This window comes from Kitasatospora sp. NPDC101108 (assembly GCF_055584725.1).
The window spans coordinates 67,694-84,760 of the sequence record NZ_JBVJLM010000023.1 but is presented as its reverse complement, the minus strand read 5'-3'; the positions used below and the strand labels follow the sequence as shown (position 1 = coordinate 84,760).

General features: G+C 72.4%; 8 protein-coding genes. 2 read left to right on the top strand and 6 right to left on the bottom strand.

Features of this window, described 5'->3' with window-relative positions; all coding sequences use genetic code 11:
* Positions 1–9: 9 nt before the first annotated feature.
* The 3 genes from ACZ6Z8_RS32970 to ACZ6Z8_RS32960 form a co-directional block, all read right to left on the bottom strand.
* The gene (locus tag ACZ6Z8_RS32970) at positions 10–1,500 is read right to left on the bottom strand and encodes a maltokinase N-terminal cap-like domain-containing protein (protein ID WP_465613704.1); all 1,491 of its coding nucleotides are present in this window, start codon (positions 1,498–1,500) and stop codon (positions 10–12) included.
* Between the two features lie 251 nt (positions 1,501–1,751).
* Complete coding sequence (gene treS, locus ACZ6Z8_RS32965; RefSeq protein ID WP_402818973.1) at positions 1,752–3,476, bottom strand: maltose alpha-D-glucosyltransferase; 1,725 nt, start codon at positions 3,474–3,476, stop codon at positions 1,752–1,754.
* Positions 3,473–5,428, bottom strand: coding sequence for an alpha-1,4-glucan--maltose-1-phosphate maltosyltransferase (locus ACZ6Z8_RS32960; protein WP_465613721.1), 1,956 nt, complete (start codon positions 5,426–5,428; stop codon positions 3,473–3,475). Before ACZ6Z8_RS32960 ends, treS begins: the two co-directional genes overlap by 4 nt.
* A 1,132-nt stretch (positions 5,429–6,560) precedes the next feature.
* On the opposite strand from ACZ6Z8_RS32960, the gene glgP reads away from it, so the two are divergent.
* Complete coding sequence (glgP, locus tag ACZ6Z8_RS32955; protein ID WP_465613703.1) at positions 6,561–9,227, top strand: alpha-glucan family phosphorylase; 2,667 nt, start codon at positions 6,561–6,563, stop codon at positions 9,225–9,227.
* A 100-nt stretch (positions 9,228–9,327) separates the two neighbouring features.
* Here glgP and ACZ6Z8_RS32950 read toward each other — a convergent pair whose 3' ends face one another.
* A complete protein-coding gene (locus ACZ6Z8_RS32950; protein ID WP_465613702.1) occupies positions 9,328–11,181 on the bottom strand; it encodes an ABC transporter ATP-binding protein in 1,854 nt (617 codons plus the stop codon).
* Entirely contained in the window at positions 11,178–12,998 is a 1,821-nt protein-coding gene (locus ACZ6Z8_RS32945; RefSeq protein WP_465613701.1) for an ABC transporter ATP-binding protein, read from the bottom strand. Before ACZ6Z8_RS32945 ends, ACZ6Z8_RS32950 begins: the two co-directional genes overlap by 4 nt.
* Before the next feature lie 232 nt (positions 12,999–13,230).
* On the opposite strand from ACZ6Z8_RS32945, the gene ACZ6Z8_RS32940 reads away from it, so the two are divergent.
* Positions 13,231–14,655 (top strand): family 2B encapsulin nanocompartment shell protein, encoded by a 1,425-nt coding sequence (locus ACZ6Z8_RS32940; RefSeq protein ID WP_465613700.1) that lies wholly within the window; start codon positions 13,231–13,233, stop codon positions 14,653–14,655.
* Here ACZ6Z8_RS32940 and glgX read toward each other — a convergent pair whose 3' ends face one another.
* Complete coding sequence (glgX, locus tag ACZ6Z8_RS32935; protein WP_465613699.1) at positions 14,656–16,842, bottom strand: glycogen debranching protein GlgX; 2,187 nt, start codon at positions 16,840–16,842, stop codon at positions 14,656–14,658.
* Positions 16,843–17,067: the final 225 nt, after the last annotated feature.

The window sequence follows — 17,067 nt, the reverse complement described above, 5'->3', positions numbered from 1 at the left end:
GGCGGTCGGTCAGACGGACAGGGCGAGCCGGTTGATCGCGGCCAGCGGGATGGGCAGCCAGCTGGGCCGGTGCCGGGCCTCGTACACCACCTCGTACACCGCCTTGTCGATCTCCAGTGCCCGCATCAGCTCCGGCGAGGCCGCCGGGTCGGCCCCGCCCCCGGCGGTGTAGCCGGCGCAGAAGGCGGTGCGGTTGCGTTGGGCCCAGGCGGCCGCGAGGTGGGCGAGTTCCGGGTCGACCGGGCCGCCGGCCAGCAGGTGGGCGGCGGCGTAGTCGAAGGAGCGCAGCATCGCGGCGACGTCGCGCAGGGCGGGCTGCGGCTCGCGGCGCTCGTTGACGGACTTGGCGGGCTCCCCCTCGAAGTCCAGCAGCACCCAGCCGTGCGGGGTGCGCATGGCCTGCCCGAGGTGGAGGTCGCCGTGGATGCGCTGGACCGGCAGGCCGTCCGGGTGGGCGTCGGCGAGCTGCTGGAAGGCGGTGCGCAGGGCGGCCCGGAAGCGCAGCAGACCGGGGACGGCGGCGACCGCGCTGTCCAGCCGGTCGGCCATCGCGCCGGCGAGCCGGCCGGTCTGGGTGCGGTCGAGCCGGGCGACGGGCATCGAGCGGGCGAGCACCCGGTGCACCTCGGCGGTGGCCCGGCCGAGCCGGTGCGCCTCGATGGCGAAGTTGCCGGGGGAGCGGTCGCCCTTGAGCCGGCCGACCTGGTCGAGGGCGAGCTCCCAGCCGTCCTCGGCGTCCGGCAGGTAGCGCTGGAGCAGCCCGAGGGTGGCGGGTTCGGCGCGTTCCATCCGGCTCTCGAACCAGGCGGCGACCCGGGGGATGCGGGTGGAGCCGGCCCGGGAGAGGGCGAGGGAGAGTTCGAGGTCGGGGTTGGTGCCGGGGTGGATGCGCCGGAAGAGCTTGAGGATGTACGAGGTGCCGTAGATGACCGAGCTGTTGGACTGCTCGGCGGTGGAGGCGCGGCCGGGGAGGTTGGTGGGCAGCCCGGAGCCCGGGGTGCGGCGGAAGGACAGCGAGCCGAACCGGTCGCCGGTGGCGAGGTGCTCCAGCAGCCGTCCGGTCAGCTCGGGGTCGTGGACCGCGTCGTAGAGGGCGGCGCCGTCGTACGGGCCCTGGCTGAGCCGGCCGAGTACGGCGCCGGGTTCGATGCCCGCGGGGCCCTGGGAGCGGATTCCGAGCAGGAGCTGGTAGGTGTCGCCGTGCGGCAGCCCGGCCGTGGTGGCGTGCTCGACCCGCAGCAGCAGGTGCAGCAGGGCCGGATCGCCGACCTGCAGTGGGGTGCCGACCACCGGGACCAGTCCGGTGATGGGCCGTCCCTTCCCGGCGTACCACCGCTGGGTGGGGAGCCACTCGGCGATCAGCGGCAGGGCCGCCTGGACGAGCTCGCTGACCCCCAGGGCGGTTCTCCGGGGCCCGGTGCCCCGCGCGCCCGGGTGCGCGGCGGAGCCGGCCGGGGCGTCGTGCTGCACATGGGCTTGAGAACGGGAGGTTTCGGACATGACTCCCTTTCCCCGGAAGCACGCGGACTGCCCGACGGGTCGTGGCCGGGGTCCGTCAGTCTTCCGGATTTCAGCGGCGCGGCGGTCGCGGCACGCGAGCACGGCTCGGGTGTCACGCCTTCGTGTGGGTAGCCGTTGGGCTGTTCTCCGTACGCGGTGGTGCAGAGAACTCCGGGGGCGCCGGGTCCAACTCGCGCCCCCGGAGGGTCTGGTGGTGCTGTGCGGGCCGCGGTGGCGGGTGCGGCGGATCGTTACTTCGACCGCCTGGTCCCGCTCAGGCGCGGGGGCTGCCGGAGCTGGAACCAGTAGAAGCCGTGTCCGGCCAGCGTGAGCAGGTAAGGCCACTCACCGATCGACGGGAAGCGCACCCCGCCGATCAGCTCGACCGGGTACCGCCCGCCGTACTGCCGCAGGTCCAGCTCGGTCGGCTGCGCGAACCGCGAGAAGTTGTTCACGCACATGACCAGGTCCCCCTCGTACTCGCGCACGAAGGCCAGCACGGCGGGGTTGCTGGACGGCAGTTCGGTATAGGTGCCCAGGCCGAACGCCGGGTTGAGCTTGCGGATCTCGATCATGCGACGCGTCCAGTGCAGCAGCGAACTCGAACTGCTCTGCTGCGCTTCGACGTTGGTCACCTGGAAGCCGTACACCGGGTCCATGATGGGCGGCAGACTGAGCCTGCCCGGGTCGGCGGAGGAGAAACCCGCGTTGCGGTCCGGGGTCCACTGCATCGGGGTGCGCACGCCGTCCCGGTCGCCCAGCCAGATGTTGTCTCCCATGCCGATCTCGTCCCCGTAGTAGAGCACCGGCGAGCCGGGCAGGGAGAGCAGCAGCGCGGTGAACAGCTCGATCTGGTTGCGGTCGTTCTCCAGCAGCGGGGCGAGCCGGCGGCGGATGCCCACGTTGGCGCGCATCCGGGGGTCCTTGGCGTACTCCGCGTACATGTAGTCGCGCTCCTCGTCGGTGACCATCTCCAGGGTCAGCTCGTCGTGGTTGCGCAGGAAGATGCCCCACTGGCAGCCGCCCGGGATCGCCGGGGTCTTGGCGAGGATCTCCGACACCGGGTACCGGGACTCCCGGCGCACGGCCATGAAGATCCGCGGCATCACCGGGAAGTGGAACGCCATGTGGCACTCGTCGCCGCCCGCGGTGAAGTCGCCGAAGTAGTCGACCACGTCCTCCGGCCACTGGTTGGCCTCGGCGAGCAGCACGGTGTCCGGGTAGTCGGCGTCGATCTCCTTGCGGACCCGCTTGAGGAACTCGTGGGTCTCCGGCAGGTTCTCGCAGTTGGTGCCCTCCCGGGCGAACAGGTAGGGCACCGCGTCCAGCCGGAAGCCGTCGATGCCGAGGTCGAGCCAGAACCGGAGCCCGGCGATCATCTCGTCCTGGACCCGCGGGTTGTCGTAGTTGAGGTCCGGCTGGTGCGAGAAGAACCGGTGCCAGTAGTACTGCTTGCGGACCGGGTCGTACGTCCAGTTGGACGTCTCGGTGTCGACGAAGATGATCCGGGCGTCCGGGAACTGCTTGTCGTCGTCGGCCCACATGTAGAAGTCGCCGTACGGCCCGTCCGGGTCCGCCCGGGAGGCCTGGAACCACGGGTGCTGGTCGCTGGTGTGGTTCATGACGAAGTCGATGATCACGCGCATGCCGCGGGCGTGCGCGGCGTCCACGAACTCCATGAAGTCGGCGATGTCGCCGAACTCCGGCAGCACCGACTTGTAGTCGGCGACGTCGTACCCGCCGTCGCGCAGCGGCGAGGCGAAGAACGGCGGGAGCCAGAGGCAGTCGACGCCGAGCCACTGGAGGTAGTCGAGTTTGGCCGTGAGCCCCTTGAGGTCCCCGACCCCGTCGCCGTTGCTGTCCTGGAAGGACCGCACCAGCACCTCGTAGAAGACCGCACGTTTGAACCACTCGGGGTCCAGGTTCTTCTTCGAGGTCTCGGGGAAGGTGTCGGGAACGGGCTCGTTCACTGTCACGCTGGGTTCCTCCGAACCGTGAGGAGGTGAGCCGGCTCGGCTGAGGGATCGAGCCGGACGTAGTTGTGCCGGCCCCAGGTGTAGGCGGCGCCGGTGAGCTCGTCGTGCACCACGTGGGGCCCGTCGCCGTCGAGCGTCACGGTGGCCTCCTGGACGTGGTGCGGGTCGAGGTTGACCACGGTGATGACCTGGTCGGTGAGGCCGTCCGGGGTGGTCGCGGTCTTGGAGTAGGCGAGCACCTGCTCGTTGTCGGTGGGGTGGAAGCGCAGGTCGCGCAGCTGCTGGAGGGCCGGGTGGCGCCGGCGCAGCCGGTTCAGCACGGTGAGCAGCGGGGCGAGGGTGTCGGTGCGGGTCCAGTCGCGCGGGCGCAGCTCGTACTTCTCCGAGTGCAGGTACTCCTCGGAGCCCGGGTGGGCCGGCTCGTTCTCGCACAGCTCGAACCCGGCGTAGACGCCGTAGCTGGGGGAGAGGGTGGCGGCGAGCACCGCGCGGATCGCGAAGGCGGCCCGGCCGCCGTGCTGCAGGTAGGCGTGCAGGATGTCCGGGGTGTTGGCGAAGAAGTTGGGGCGCATGTAGGCGGCCGCGTCACCGGTGAGTTCGGTGAGGTACTCGGTGAGTTCGTTCTTGGTGTTGCGCCAGGTGAAGTACGTGTACGACTGGTGGAAGCCGATCTTCGCCAGGGTGTGCATCATCGCGGGGCGGGTGAAGGCCTCCGCCAGGAACACGACATCGGGGTCGGTACGGGCGATGTCGGAGAGCACCTTCTCCCAGAACACCACCGGCTTGGTGTGGGGGTTGTCGACCCGGAAGATCCTGACGCCGTGGGACATCCAGAACCGGAGGATCCGGACGGTTTCCTTGACGATTCCGTCCATGTCCTGATCGAAGTTGATCGGATAGATGTCCTGGTACTTCTTCGGCGGGTTCTCGGCGTACGCGATGGTGCCGTCGGCGCGGTGGCTGAACCATTCCGGATGCTTGTTCACCCACGGGTGGTCCGGGGAGCACTGGAGGGCGAAGTCCAGCGCCACCTCCAGGTGCAGCGCCCTGGCCTCGGCGACGAAGTGGTCGAAGTCCTCGATGGTGCCGAGGTCCGGGTGGACCGCGTCGTGACCGCCCTCGGGCGAGCCGATCGCCCACGGCGAGCCGACGTCGTGCGGACCGGCCGTCAGAGTGTTGTCCGGGCCCTTGCGGAACGCTCGCCCGATCGGGTGGACGGGCGGCAGGTAGACCACGTCGAAGTCCATCGCGGCGATCGCCGGCAGCCGCTCGGCGGCGGTGCGCAGGGTGCCCGACCGCGGCGGCTCGACCCCGTTCGGGTCCACCACCGCGCCCTCCGAACGGGGGAAGAACTCGTACCAGGAACCGAACAGCGCCCGCTCGCGGTCCACCTGGAGCGGCAGCGGACGGGAGGCGCTGAGCAGCTCGCGCAGCGGGTAACGGGCCAGCAGCTCCAGCACCTCGGGGGCGAGCGCGGCGGCCAGCCGGGACAGCGGCGGCAGCCCCGGGTCGCGCAGCGCGTCCACGGCGGCCAGCACGTGCGCGCGGCCCTCCTTCTTCGGCACCCCGGCGGCCGCCTGCTCCAGCAGCCGGGCGCCCTCCTCCAGGACCAGCGCGGTGTCGATCCCGGCCGGGAGCTTCACCGCGGCCGTCCGGCGCCAGGTGGCGACCGGGTCGCTCCACGCCTCCACCAGGTACGACCAGCGGCCGGGCGCGGTCGGGGTGACGTGCGCGCCCCAGCGGTCGGTGCCCTCGGCGAGCTCGCGCATCGGCGTCCACGGGCCGCTGCGGCCGCGCGGGTCGCGCAGCACCACGTTGGCGTTGACGGCGTCGTGGCCCTCGCGGAAGACCGTCGCGGTGACCAGGAAGGTCTCGCCGACGACGGCCTTGGCCGGGCGGCGACCGGCGTCGATCTGGGGGCTGACGTCCAGGACGGGGATGCGGCCGATCACGGTGTCGCTCTCTGTCGTCTTGCGGGCGGAGGGCTTGGTGGTGGCGGTCTTGGTGGCGGTCTTGGTGCCGGCGGCCTTGGTACCGGCGGTCTTGGCGGTGCTCTTGCTCGCGGCGCGCTTGCGGGCGGGCGGCTCGGCGTCGGCCGCGGCCGCCCCGGGTTCGGCGGCCCGGCGGGTGGCGGCCGTCGCGGTGGTGCGGCGCGTGGTGGTGGTGCGCCGGCGCGGTGCCGCCGTCCCGCCCTCCTCGGCCCCGGGTTGTCGGGCCGCTGCGTCGGGCTGGGCCGTGGCGGGCGGTGCTGCGGGGGCCTGTGCGGTGGAGGCCTGGGCTTCGGAGGATTCGGTACGGACCGCTCCGGACGCCCGGGGCGACGGCATCGCCGGGTCTGTCCGAGTGTCAGAATCCATCCGTCCGGCGGATTCCGCGACCGCTGCGTCGACGGTTTCGGCCACTGGTGTGGACTGGTCCCGCGTGTCGCCGTGCATGCCAAACTCCTGCCCGAGATCAGCGGCAGCTCCCGCGGGCCGGGGGGTCGGGCCAGGGGAGTACCGGGAGGACTGCTGGGTGGGGTGGACGTGCGACCGGAAGCCTGCCCGCGCCGCCGTCCCCGGCAACCTGCCCGGCGCCCGCCGAACCGGTGGCGGGACGCCCCGGAACCCGTGCGCGTCCCGGCGCACGCCTCCTGGGGCACGCCCCTGGGCGGCCAGGTCGACCCGTGAACGAGCCGACCGTGCGCGAGGACACGCGTCGGTGCGCGATGAGCGCCGAACGGGTTAAGGAAGAAGGGGAACGGTCAACGCGAAAAGGATTCGGACGTGCTGCTTCACGGGGGACGCCACCCGTCGTCGTTGTCCCCGCAGCATCAACGACCTCCGGTCATCCTCGCACCGGTGACACGTTTTTCGCAGCGGTACGACAGTAGTTTCGGGCCTTCTCCGGACCGGGCGACCAGTCGGAAATCGATCTGTTCCGCAGAGTTCACGCATTGGTAGCGCGGCACCCCCGAATGTGCGCCTCGCGCGCCCCCCGTGCAGACCAATGCGCCGAATGCGATCTCATCAATAGGCCGAACGGATGCCCAATGACCCGCTTGACCCGTTGTCAGGACGATCGTCGAGGCTACGCTTCACGCCTGTGAAGGCAATCCGCAGATTCACCGTCCGCACCGTCCTGCCCGAACAACTCCAGCCGTTGCACGAGCTGGCCCTCAACCTGCGCTGGTCCTGGCACCCCGAGACCAGGGACCTCTTCCGGTCCGTGGACCCGGAGGTCTGGGCCGCGACCGGCGAGGACCCGGTGCGGCTGCTCGGGGAGGTCCCGGCCGCCCGGCTCGCCGCACTCGCCGCCGACCGGCGGTTCCTGCGCAGACTCGGCGACCTCGCCGACGACCTGCGCGAGTACCTCACCGGACCGCGCTGGTACCAGGCCCAGCAGGAGGGCAGCGCCACCCCTCCGCCCGCCGCCATCGCCTACTTCTCGCCCGAATACGGCATCGCCGCCGCACTGCCCCAGTACTCCGGGGGTCTCGGCATCCTGGCCGGCGACCACCTCAAGGCCGCCAGCGACCTCGGCGTGCCGATCATCGGCGTGGGGCTGTTCTACCGGCACGGCTACTTCCGGCAGTCCCTCGACCGGGCCGGCTGGCAGCAGGAGCGCTACCCCCTGCTGGACCCGGACGAACTGGCCGTCAGCCTGCTGCGGGAGGCCGACGGCACCCCGAGCCGGGTCGACCTCGCCCTGCCCGGCGGCCGCACCCTGGCCGCGCACATCTGGAAGGCCCAGGTCGGGCGGGTCCCGCTGCTCCTGCTCGACTCCGACATCGAGGCCAACTCACCCGCCGAACGCGACGTCACCGACCGGCTCTACGGCGGCGGCAGCGAGCACCGGCTGCTCCAGGAGATGCTGCTCGGCATCGGCGGCGTCCGGGCCGTGCGCGCCTACGGCCGGCTCACCGGGCACCCCGCCCCGGAGGTCTTCCACACCAACGAGGGGCACGCCGGCTTCCTCGGCGTCGAGCGGATCCGCGAACTGGTCGCCGACCGGGCGGCCGGGCTGGACTTCGCCGCAGCCCTGGAGTCCGTCCGGGCCGGCACCCTGTTCACCACCCACACGCCCGTCCCGGCCGGCATCGACCGCTTCGACCGCGACCTGGTCGCCCGCCACTTCGGCGGCGACGTCGCCCTGCCCGGCGTCCCGGTCGAGTCGGTGCTCGCACTCGGCGCCGAGACCTGGCGCGGCGGGGACCCGAAGCTCTTCAACATGGCCGCGATGGGCCTGCGGCTGGCCCAGCGCGCCAACGGGGTCTCCACCCTGCACGGCGAGGTCAGCCGCTCGATGTTCAACGGCCTCTGGCCCGGCTTCGACCCCGCGGACGTGCCGATCACCTCGGTCACCAACGGGGTGCACGCCCCCACCTGGATCGACCCGGCCGTGGTGCGCCTGGGCGCCGCCGAACTCGGCGCCGAACGCGCCGAGGAGGCGATGACCACCGGCGAGACCCAGCGCTGGACCGGCCTGGAGCGGATCGGCAACACCGAGATCTGGGACCTGCGCCGCAGCCTGCGCGCCCAGCTGGTGGAGGAGGCCCGCCGCCGGCTGCGCGACTCCTGGCGCCAGCGCGGCGCCGGCGAGGCCGAGCTCGGCTGGGTCTCCTCGGTGCTCGACCCGGACGTGCTCACCATCGGCTTCGCCCGGCGGGTGCCCTCGTACAAGCGGCTCACCCTGATGCTGCGCGACCCGGACCGGCTGCGGGCCCTGCTGCTGCACCCCACCCGGCCGGTGCAGATCGTGGTCGCCGGCAAGGCCCACCCCGCCGACGACGGAGGCAAGCGGCTGATCCAGCAGATGGTCGCCTTCGCCGACGACCCGACGGTGCGCCACCGGATCGTCTTCCTGCCGGACTACGACATGGCGATGGCCCAGCACCTCTACCCGGGCTGCGACGTCTGGCTGAACAACCCGCTGCGCCCGCTGGAGGCCTGCGGCACCTCCGGGATGAAGGCCGCGCTCAACGGCTGCCTCAACCTGTCCGTCCTCGACGGCTGGTGGGACGAGTGGTACGACGGCCAGAACGGCTGGGCGATCCCCACCGCCGACGAGGGCGACGGCGTGCTCGACCCGGAGAGCAGCGAGGCCGAGCGGCGCGACGACATCGAGGCCGCCGCCCTGTACGACCTGATCGAGGAGCAGGTCGCCGGCCGGTTCTACGACCGGGGCAGCGACGGGCTGCCGCACCGCTGGATCGCCATGGTCCGGCACACCCTGGTCACCCTGGGGCCCAAGGTGCTGGCCGGGCGGATGGTCCGCGAGTACGTCGAACGGCTGTACACCCCGGCGGCGCTGGCCCAGCGGGAGCTGGCGGTCCGCCGGCACGCCGCCGCCCGTGAGCTGGCGGAGTGGAAGGCCCGGGTCCGGGAGGGCTGGCCGGGTGTGCGGGTCGAGCACGTCGAGGCGGACTGCCCGGCCGAGGCCCAGGAGCTGGGCAGCTCGCTGGCACTGCGGGTGCAGGTCGCGCTGGGCGCGCTGCAGCCGGGGGACGTCGAGGTGCAGGTGGTCTCCGGCCGGGTGGACGAGACGGACGGTATCTCGGACGCCGCCGCGCTCGCCCTGAAGCCGGTCGGCGGTCCGGACCTGGACGGCCGCACCCGCTACGAGGGCTCGCTGGAGCTCGGCCGCACCGGGCCGTTCGGCTACACCGTCCGGGTGCTGCCCGCGCACCCCCGGCTGGCCTCACCGGCCGAACTGGGGCTGGTCGCGCTCCCGGCCGAGTCGGCGGGGATGGACGCGGGGCTGCTGCGCTGAGCCGCCCCCCGGAAAGGGGGATGCCCGCCCGGGTGCGTGACGGCGCACCCGGACGGGCACAACTGTGGGGCTTCCTGGACGGGCCCACTGAGGGCTTGTTCTACACCAGGCTGTCCCGCCAGGCGCGATGCAGGGTGGCGAAACGCCCCGAGCCGTCGATCAGCCGCCGCGGCGAGCCGTCCTCGACGATCCGGCCCTGGTCCATCACCAGGACCCGGTCGGCGATCTCCACGGTGGACAACCGGTGGGCGATGATGACCGCCGTGCGGCCGGCCAGCACCGTGCGCATCGCCCGCTGGACGGCCTGCTCGCCGGGCACGTCCAGCGAACTGGTCGCCTCGTCCAGGATCAGCACGGCCGGGTCGGCCAGCAGGGCGCGGGCGAAGGCGACCAGCTGGCGCTGACCGGCCGAGATCCGGCCGCCGCGCTTGCGCACGTCGGTGTCGAAGCCGTCCGGGAGCGCCGCGATGAACTCGTACGCGCCGATGTCGCGGGCGGCCTGCTCGACCTCGGCACGGGAGGCGCCGGGGCGGCCGATCGCGATGTTCTCGGCGACGGTACCGGAGAACAGGAAGGACTCCTGGGTCACCATCACCACCCCTCGCCGCAGCTCCGGGGTGGCGAGGTCGCGCAGGTCCACGCCGTCCAGCCGGATCCGGCCGTCGGTCGGGTCGTAGAAGCGGGCGAGCAGCTTGGCGAGCGTCGACTTGCCCGCGCCGGTCGCCCCGACCACCGCGACCGTCTGACCGGCCGGGATCAGCAGGTCGAAGGGCGGCAGCACCTCCTTGCCGGTGCGGTAGGCGAAGCGGGTCGCCTCGAAGGAGACCTCGCGGCCCCTGCCGACGGCCTCGGGCAGCTCCCGGGGCTCGGCCGGCTCGGCGACGGTCGGCTCGTGGGCGAGCAGCCCGGCGATCTTCTCCAGTGCCGCGGCGGCGGCCTGGTAGCTGTTGAGGAACATCGCCAGCTGGTCGATCGGGTCGAACAGGCGGCGCAGGTAGAGCACGAAGGCGGTCAGGACGCCCAGCTCCAGGGAGTCCTCGGCGACCAGGTAGGCGCCCAGCAGCACGATGCCGGTGGTCCAGACGTTGGCGGTGGCCCGGGAGAGGCCGACATACCGGGCGAGTTCCAGGAAGCCCGCCGCGTTGGCCGTCGAGGCCTGCCGGTTGACCACGGCGAAGGCGGCGTCGTTGGCCTTCTCGCGGCGGAAGGCCTGCACCGGGCGGATGCCGTTCATGGTCTCGGTGAAGCGCACGATCATCGAGGCGGCGGCCGTCCGCGAGCGGCGGTAGACCCGGCGGGAGCGGGTCCGGAAGGAGTGGGCGACCAGCGCCAGCGGCAGGAAGCTCACCAGCGAGGCCAGGCCCAGCCGCCAGTCCAGCACCACCAGCAGCACCGAGATGTAGCAGACCGACAGCAGGACGGTCAGCAGCTCCTGCAGGCCCTCGGAGAGCAGTTCGCGCAGTGCGTCGATGTCGCTGGTGGCCCGGGAGATGATCCGGCCCGAGGTGTAGCGCTCGTGGAAGTCCAGGCTGAGCCGCTGGGCGTGCCGGAAGATCCGGCCGCGCAGCTCCAGCAGGACGTCCTGGTTCACCCGGGCGCTGATCTTGATGAACGCCCACTGCAGCAGGGGGCTGAGCAGGGCGCAGAACAGGTACCCGGCGACCACCGCGATCAGCGGGCCGGAGTCGTGCGCGCGCAGCGCCGGAATGCCGCGGTCCATCGCCACCGCGACCAGCAGCGGGCCGGACTGCAGGGCGGCCTGCTGGACCAGGATCACCACCATCGCGACGGCGATCCGGGCCCGGTGCGGGCCGAGCAGCGAGCGCAGCAGCGCCCGGGGCGCGCCGGGCGGGACCGGGATGTCCTCGTCGTCGGCCGGCGGCGGGGGCAGCTCCTCCTCGGCGGGCCCGGTCCCGGCGGACCCGGTCTCGGCGGGCTCGACGGTGGTGGTCATCGGACGGCCCCCTGCTCAGGGACGAAGGGGCCCTCGGGAACGAGGGCGGCCTCGCCCGACATCAGTTCGCGGTAGTGCGGGCAGTCCCGCAGCAGCTCCTGGTGGGTGCCGACGGCCTCGATCCGGCCGTCCGCGAGCACCGCGACCCGGTCGGCGAGCAGCACGGTGCTGGGGCGGTGGGCGACCACCAGGGCGGTGGTGGAGCCCAGCACCTCGCGCAGCGCCCGCTCGACCAGCGCCTCGGTGTGCACGTCCAGGGCGGACAGCGGGTCGTCCAGCACCAGGAAGGGCGGGTCGCCGACCACCGCCCGGGCCAGCGCGAGGCGCTGGCGCTGGCCGCCGGACAGGCTCAGGCCCTGCTCGCCGACCTCGGTCTCCACCCCGGCCGGGAGCTTCTCGACGAAGCCGGCCTGGGCGGTGGCCAGGGCGGAGGCCAGCTGCCGGTCGTCCGCGCCGGGGGCGCCCATCAGGACGTTCTCCCGGACGGTCGCGGAGAACAGGGTGGGCTCCTCGAAGGCGACCGCGACGAGTTCGCGCAGCCTCTCCCGGGACAGCTCGGCGATGTCCCGGCCGTCCAGGGTGATCCGGCCGCCGGTGGCCTCGTACAGCCGGGGGAGCAGCGCGGTGAGCGTGGTCTTGCCGCTGCCGGTGGCGCCGACCAGGGCCATCGTCTCGCCGCTGCGCACGTGCAGGTCGATGCCGGCCAGGACGTCGGGGGTGCCGTCGGGGGCGTCGGGGTAGCGGAAGCGGACGCCGCTGAAGCGGATGCCGTCCGGGGCGCCGAGCGCGTCGGCAGTGCCCGGGTCCTCGGGCTCGGGCTCGTCCATGACCTCGAAGAAGCGGTCGGTGGCGGTGGCGGCCTCGTTGGCGTAGGCGAGCAGCCAGCCGAGCGACTCGACCGGCCAGCGCAGGGCGAGCGCGGTGGAGAGGAAGGCGACCAGGGTGCCGGCGCTCAGCTCGTCGTGCGCGACCAGGTAGGCGCCGACGGCCAGGGCGCAGCCGAGGGCGATCTCCGGCAGGCCGACGATGACCGCCCACAGGTTGGCGAGCTGGTGGGCCTTGCGCAGTTCGGTGCGGCGCAGCCGGTGGGACTGTTCGCGGAAGTGTTCGGCCATCGTGCGGTGCCGGCCGAAGGCCTTGAGGATGCGGATGCCGAGGACGGACTCCTCGACCACGGTGGCGAGGTCGCCGTTCTGGTCCTGGGCGAGCCGGGCGGTGACCGAGTAGGCGGACTCGAAGCGCCGGGTGAGCACCATCAGCGGCGCGCAGGGCAGCAGGACGATCAGGGCGAGCCGCCACTCCTGGGTGAACATCAGCACGGTGCCGGCCAGGAAGGTCACCGAGTTGACGACCAGGAACACCAGCGGGAAGGCCAGGAAGATCCGCATGGCGTTCAGGTCCGTGGTCGCCCGGGAGAGCATCTGGCCGGAGCCCCAGCGGTCGTGGAAGGAGACCGGCAGCCGCTGGAGCTTGGCGTAGAGGTCGGCGCGCATGGCCGCCTCCAGCCGCCCCAGCGGGCGGGAGAGGACCACCCGGCGGGTGTAGAACAGTGCGGCTTCGACCAGCCCGAGGAGCAGCAGCAGGCCGACCGGCGGCCAGAGGGCGTCGAGGTCGTGCCGGGCGAGCGGGCCGTCGACGATCCGGCCGAGGACGACCGGGACGGCGAGGGTGCTCAGCATGGCGAGCGAGGCGGCCGTCACCGAGACGGCGAGCCGGCCGCGCACCGCCCGGGCGTAGGGCCACAGGCGCAGCAGCGAGCGGACCGTGGAGCGGTGGCGCCCGGCGGGGTGGTCAGCGTCTTGTCTGTTCTCGGCCATCGCGGTGAGGGTAGGCAGAGAGGCCGTCACTTCTCATCCGGTTTTTCGCCCCTGTCGCTGCCGCCCGGCGAGAACCGGCCACCGCTCGGGCGGGGCGCGAGCGGTATGCGGGGCGCGCGTTGTCGTTCGTGCAGGGAGGAATGCGCCGTGCGCCTCTTGCGAGGGCCTGCCGAACGGCCGATGACAACTCGTGACGGGTGTTCATTGATGCGCAAGTGACAGGAGTGTGGACATGACGGTCGACATCGAGCCCACCCCCGGACCCAGTTCCACAACTGTGCAGGTGCGGGCCCTCAGCCTCAGCACCATCGCCGCGCGGAACCTGGCGACGACGACCAAGTCGAAGCCGCAGACGCAGGAGATCACCTCCCGCTGGCTGCTCAGGATGCTGCCCTGGGTGCACGTCAGCGCCGGTACGTACCGGGTCAACCGCCGACTGACCTACGTCACCGGGCGCGGCCGGGTGAGCTTCTCGAAGACCGGCTCCGAGGTGACGGTGATCGCCCCCTCACTGGCCGAGCTGCCGGCGCTGCGCGGCTTCGAGGACCAGGAGGTGCTGGCCGAGCTGGCCCGCCGGTTCGTGCAGCGGGACTTCGGGCCGGGCGACGTCCTGGCGCAGGAGGGGACGCCGATCGAGGAGGTCTTCCTGATCGCGCACGGCAGGGTCGACCGGATCGGCACCGGCAAGTACGGCCAGGAGACGGTGGTCGGCACCCTCGCGGACGGCGACCACATCGGCGAGGAGCTGATCACCGATCCCGGCGGCACCTGGCCCTGCACCGTGAAGGCGGCCACCTCCGGCGTCGTGATGACGCTGGACGCGTCGCGGCTCCAGGAGCTGGTCGACGGCTCCCCGGCGCTGCTGGAGCAGCTGCTGGGCTACGCCGCCGACGTCGCCCAGGCGCAGAACGAGCTGGGCGAGGCCATGATCGACCTCTCCGCCGGCCACCGGGGCGAGTACGACCTGCCCGGCGCCTTCGTGGACTACGAGCTCAAGCCGCGCGAGTACGAGCTGAGCGTCGCGCAGACCGTCCTCAAGGTGCACAGCCGGGTCGCCGACCTCTACAACAAGCCGATGAACCAGACCGAGGAGCAGCTGCGGCTGACCATCGAGGCGCTGCGGGAGCGGCAGGAGCACGAGCTCGTCAACAACCCCGAGTTCGGCCTGCTCCACAACGCGGACTTCAACCAGCGGATCCAGACCCACTCCGGGCCGCCCACCCCGGACGACCTGGACGAACTGCTCGCCATGCGCCGTGACACCGACTACCTGTTCGCCCACCAGCGGGCCATCGCGGCCTTCGAGCGGGAGTGCAACAAGCGCGGCGTCTACCCGGGGACGGTCGAAGTCCTCGGCAAGCAGCGGCCGGCCTGGCGCGGGGTGCCGATCTTCACCTGCAACAAGATCCCGGTGGCGGGCGACCTGACCACCTCCTTCATCGCGATGCGCGTCGGCGAGGACAACCAGGGCGTGGTCGGCCTCACCCAGGTCGGCATCCCGGACGAGGTCGAGCCGGGCCTGAACGTCCGGTTCATGGGCATCAACGAGAAGGCGATCGCCTCCTACCTGGTCAGCGCCTACTACTCGGCGGCCGTGCTGGTGCCGGACGCGATCGGCATCCTGGAGAACGTCGAGGTCGGGCTCGCCCGCAACTGATCACGCCGACCGGGCGGGCACGCGCAGCAGTTGGAGCGAGCGGCCGCCCAGCACCACCGCGCCCCGCGGGTACGGCTCGCCCGTGCCCGCGGTCGCCGTGTCCAGCACCGTCCCGTACGCGGCCTCCGGCTCCGCCCAGGGCTCGCCGGGCAGCGTGAAGACCGTCGGCTCGTGGCCCGCGTTGAGCAGCAGCAGGAAGCTGTCGTCCTCCAACGGGCGCCCGGCGCCGTCCCGTTCGGACATCGCGGTGCCGGACAGCAGCATGCCCAGGCAGGCCGTCGGGCCGAACCAGTCCGCCTCGGTCATCTCCTTGCCGAGCGGGGTGAACCAGGCGAGGTCCGGCTGGCCGCCGGGGGTGACGGCCCGGCCGGAGAAGAACGCCCGCCGGCGCAGCACCGGGTGGGCCCGGCGCAGCCGCACCAACCGGGCGGTCAGCTCGCACAGGTCCCGCCAGCCGGGCTGCTCCAGCAGCGACCAGTCGAGCCAGCTGAGCTCGCCGTCCTGGCAGTAGGCGTTGTTGTTGCCGCCCTGGGTGCGGCCGAGTTCGTCCCCGGCGGTGATCATCGGGACGCCCGCGGAGAGCAGCAGGGTGGCCATCAGGTTGCGCAGCTGGCGCAGCCGCAGGGCGTTGACCTCCGGGTCGGTGGTCTCGCCCTCGACGCCGTGGTTCCACGAGCGGTTGTCGTCGGTGCCGTCCCGGTTGGCCTCGCCGTTGGCCTCGTTGTGCTTGCGGTCGTAGGAGACCAGGTCGCGCAGGGTGAAACCGTCGTGCGCGGTCACGTAGTTGACGGAGGCGTACGGGCGGCGGCCGCCGCGCTGGTAGAGGTCGGAGGAGCCGGACAGCCGGTAGCCCAGCTCGCGCACGTCCGGGCGGGCGCCGCGCCAGAAGTCCCGTACGGTGTCGCGGTACTTGTCGTTCCACTCGGCCCACAGCGGGGGGAAGCCGCCGACCTGGTAGCCGCCCGGTCCGATGTCCCAGGGCTCGGCGATCAGCTTCACCCGGCTGAGCAGCGGGTCCTGGGAGACGGCGGAGAGGAAGGGGTGGTCCATGTCGACGCCGTCCGTGCCGTCGAACCCGCCGCGGGCCAGGGCGGCCGCCAGGTCGAAGCGGAAGCCGTCCACGCCCATCTCGGTCACCCAGTAGCGCAGCGAGTCGGTGATCAGCCGGACCACCTGCGGGCGGCGGGTGTCCAGGGTGTTGCCGCAGCCCGTGTAGTCGGCGTAGCCGCGGGGGCGGTGCGGGGCCAGCCGGTAGTAGGCGGCGTTGTCGATGCCGCGCAGCGACAGTGCCGGGCCGAGCTCGGCGCCCTCGGCGGTGTGGTTGAACACCACGTCGAGGATCACCTCGATCCCGGCGGCGTGCAGGGCGCGGACCATCCGCTTGAACTCGCCGACCTGGCCGCCGCGGGAGCCCGAGGAGGAGTAGCCGGCGTGCGGGGCGAAGTAGCCGACGGTGTTGTAGCCCCAGTAGTTGGTGAGGCCGCGGGCCTGGAGGTGGTCCTCGTCGGCGAACTGGTGGACCGGCAGGAGTTCGACGGCGGTGACGCCGAGGTGGGTCAGGTGGGCGATCGCGGCGGGGTGGGCCAGGCCGGCGTAGGTGCCGCGCAGGTCGGGCGGGACGTCGGGGTGGCGCATGGTGAAGCCACGGACGTGGAGTTCGTAGAGCACCGTCTCGGACCAGGGGGTCTTGGGGCGGTGGTCGTCGTACCAGTCGTCGTCGTCCTGGACGACCACGGATCTGGGGACGTAGGGGGCGGAGTCGCGGTTGTCCCGGACGGTGTCGGCGACGTCGGCCTCCGGCCAGTTGCGGACGGCCGAGCAGGCGGCGTCGTGGGAGGTGTAACAGCCGTCGACGGCGCGGGCGTACGGGTCGAGCAGCAGTTTCGCTGGGTTCCAGCGGGCTCCCGTCCACGGGTCCCAGCGGCCGTGGACCCGGAAGCCGTAGCGGGTGCCGGGGCGGACTCCGGGGAGGAAGCCGTGCCAGATCTGGAAGTCCTGTTCGGTGAGGCGGTGGCGGCTCTCCTGGCCGTCGTCGTCGAACAGGCAGAGGTCGACGGCCTCGGCGCCGGCTGCCCAGAGGGCGAAGTTGGTGCCGGGGACGCCGAGGTGGTCCGTCCGGACGCGGGCGCCGAGTGGGTGCCAGCTGCCCGGCCGCACCTCGGCTTGCGGCTCTTGCCCTGACGCCATGGTCGTTGCCTCCCTGGACGGGGGTGTCTCGGGACCCGTTCACCTTTTCTTTCCCGGAATGTGGGGGGAGGAAGCAGGCTGATGGGGGGCTGGGGGTGGTCGGGGGGCTCTCGGGAGGGTGGGTGACGCCGGGGGGGGGGGGGGGGGGGGGGGGGGGGGGGGGGGGGGGGGTTTGAGTCTGGGGACCCCGCAGGTGGGGGGGCTTTTTACGAGTGGAGTCTCAAA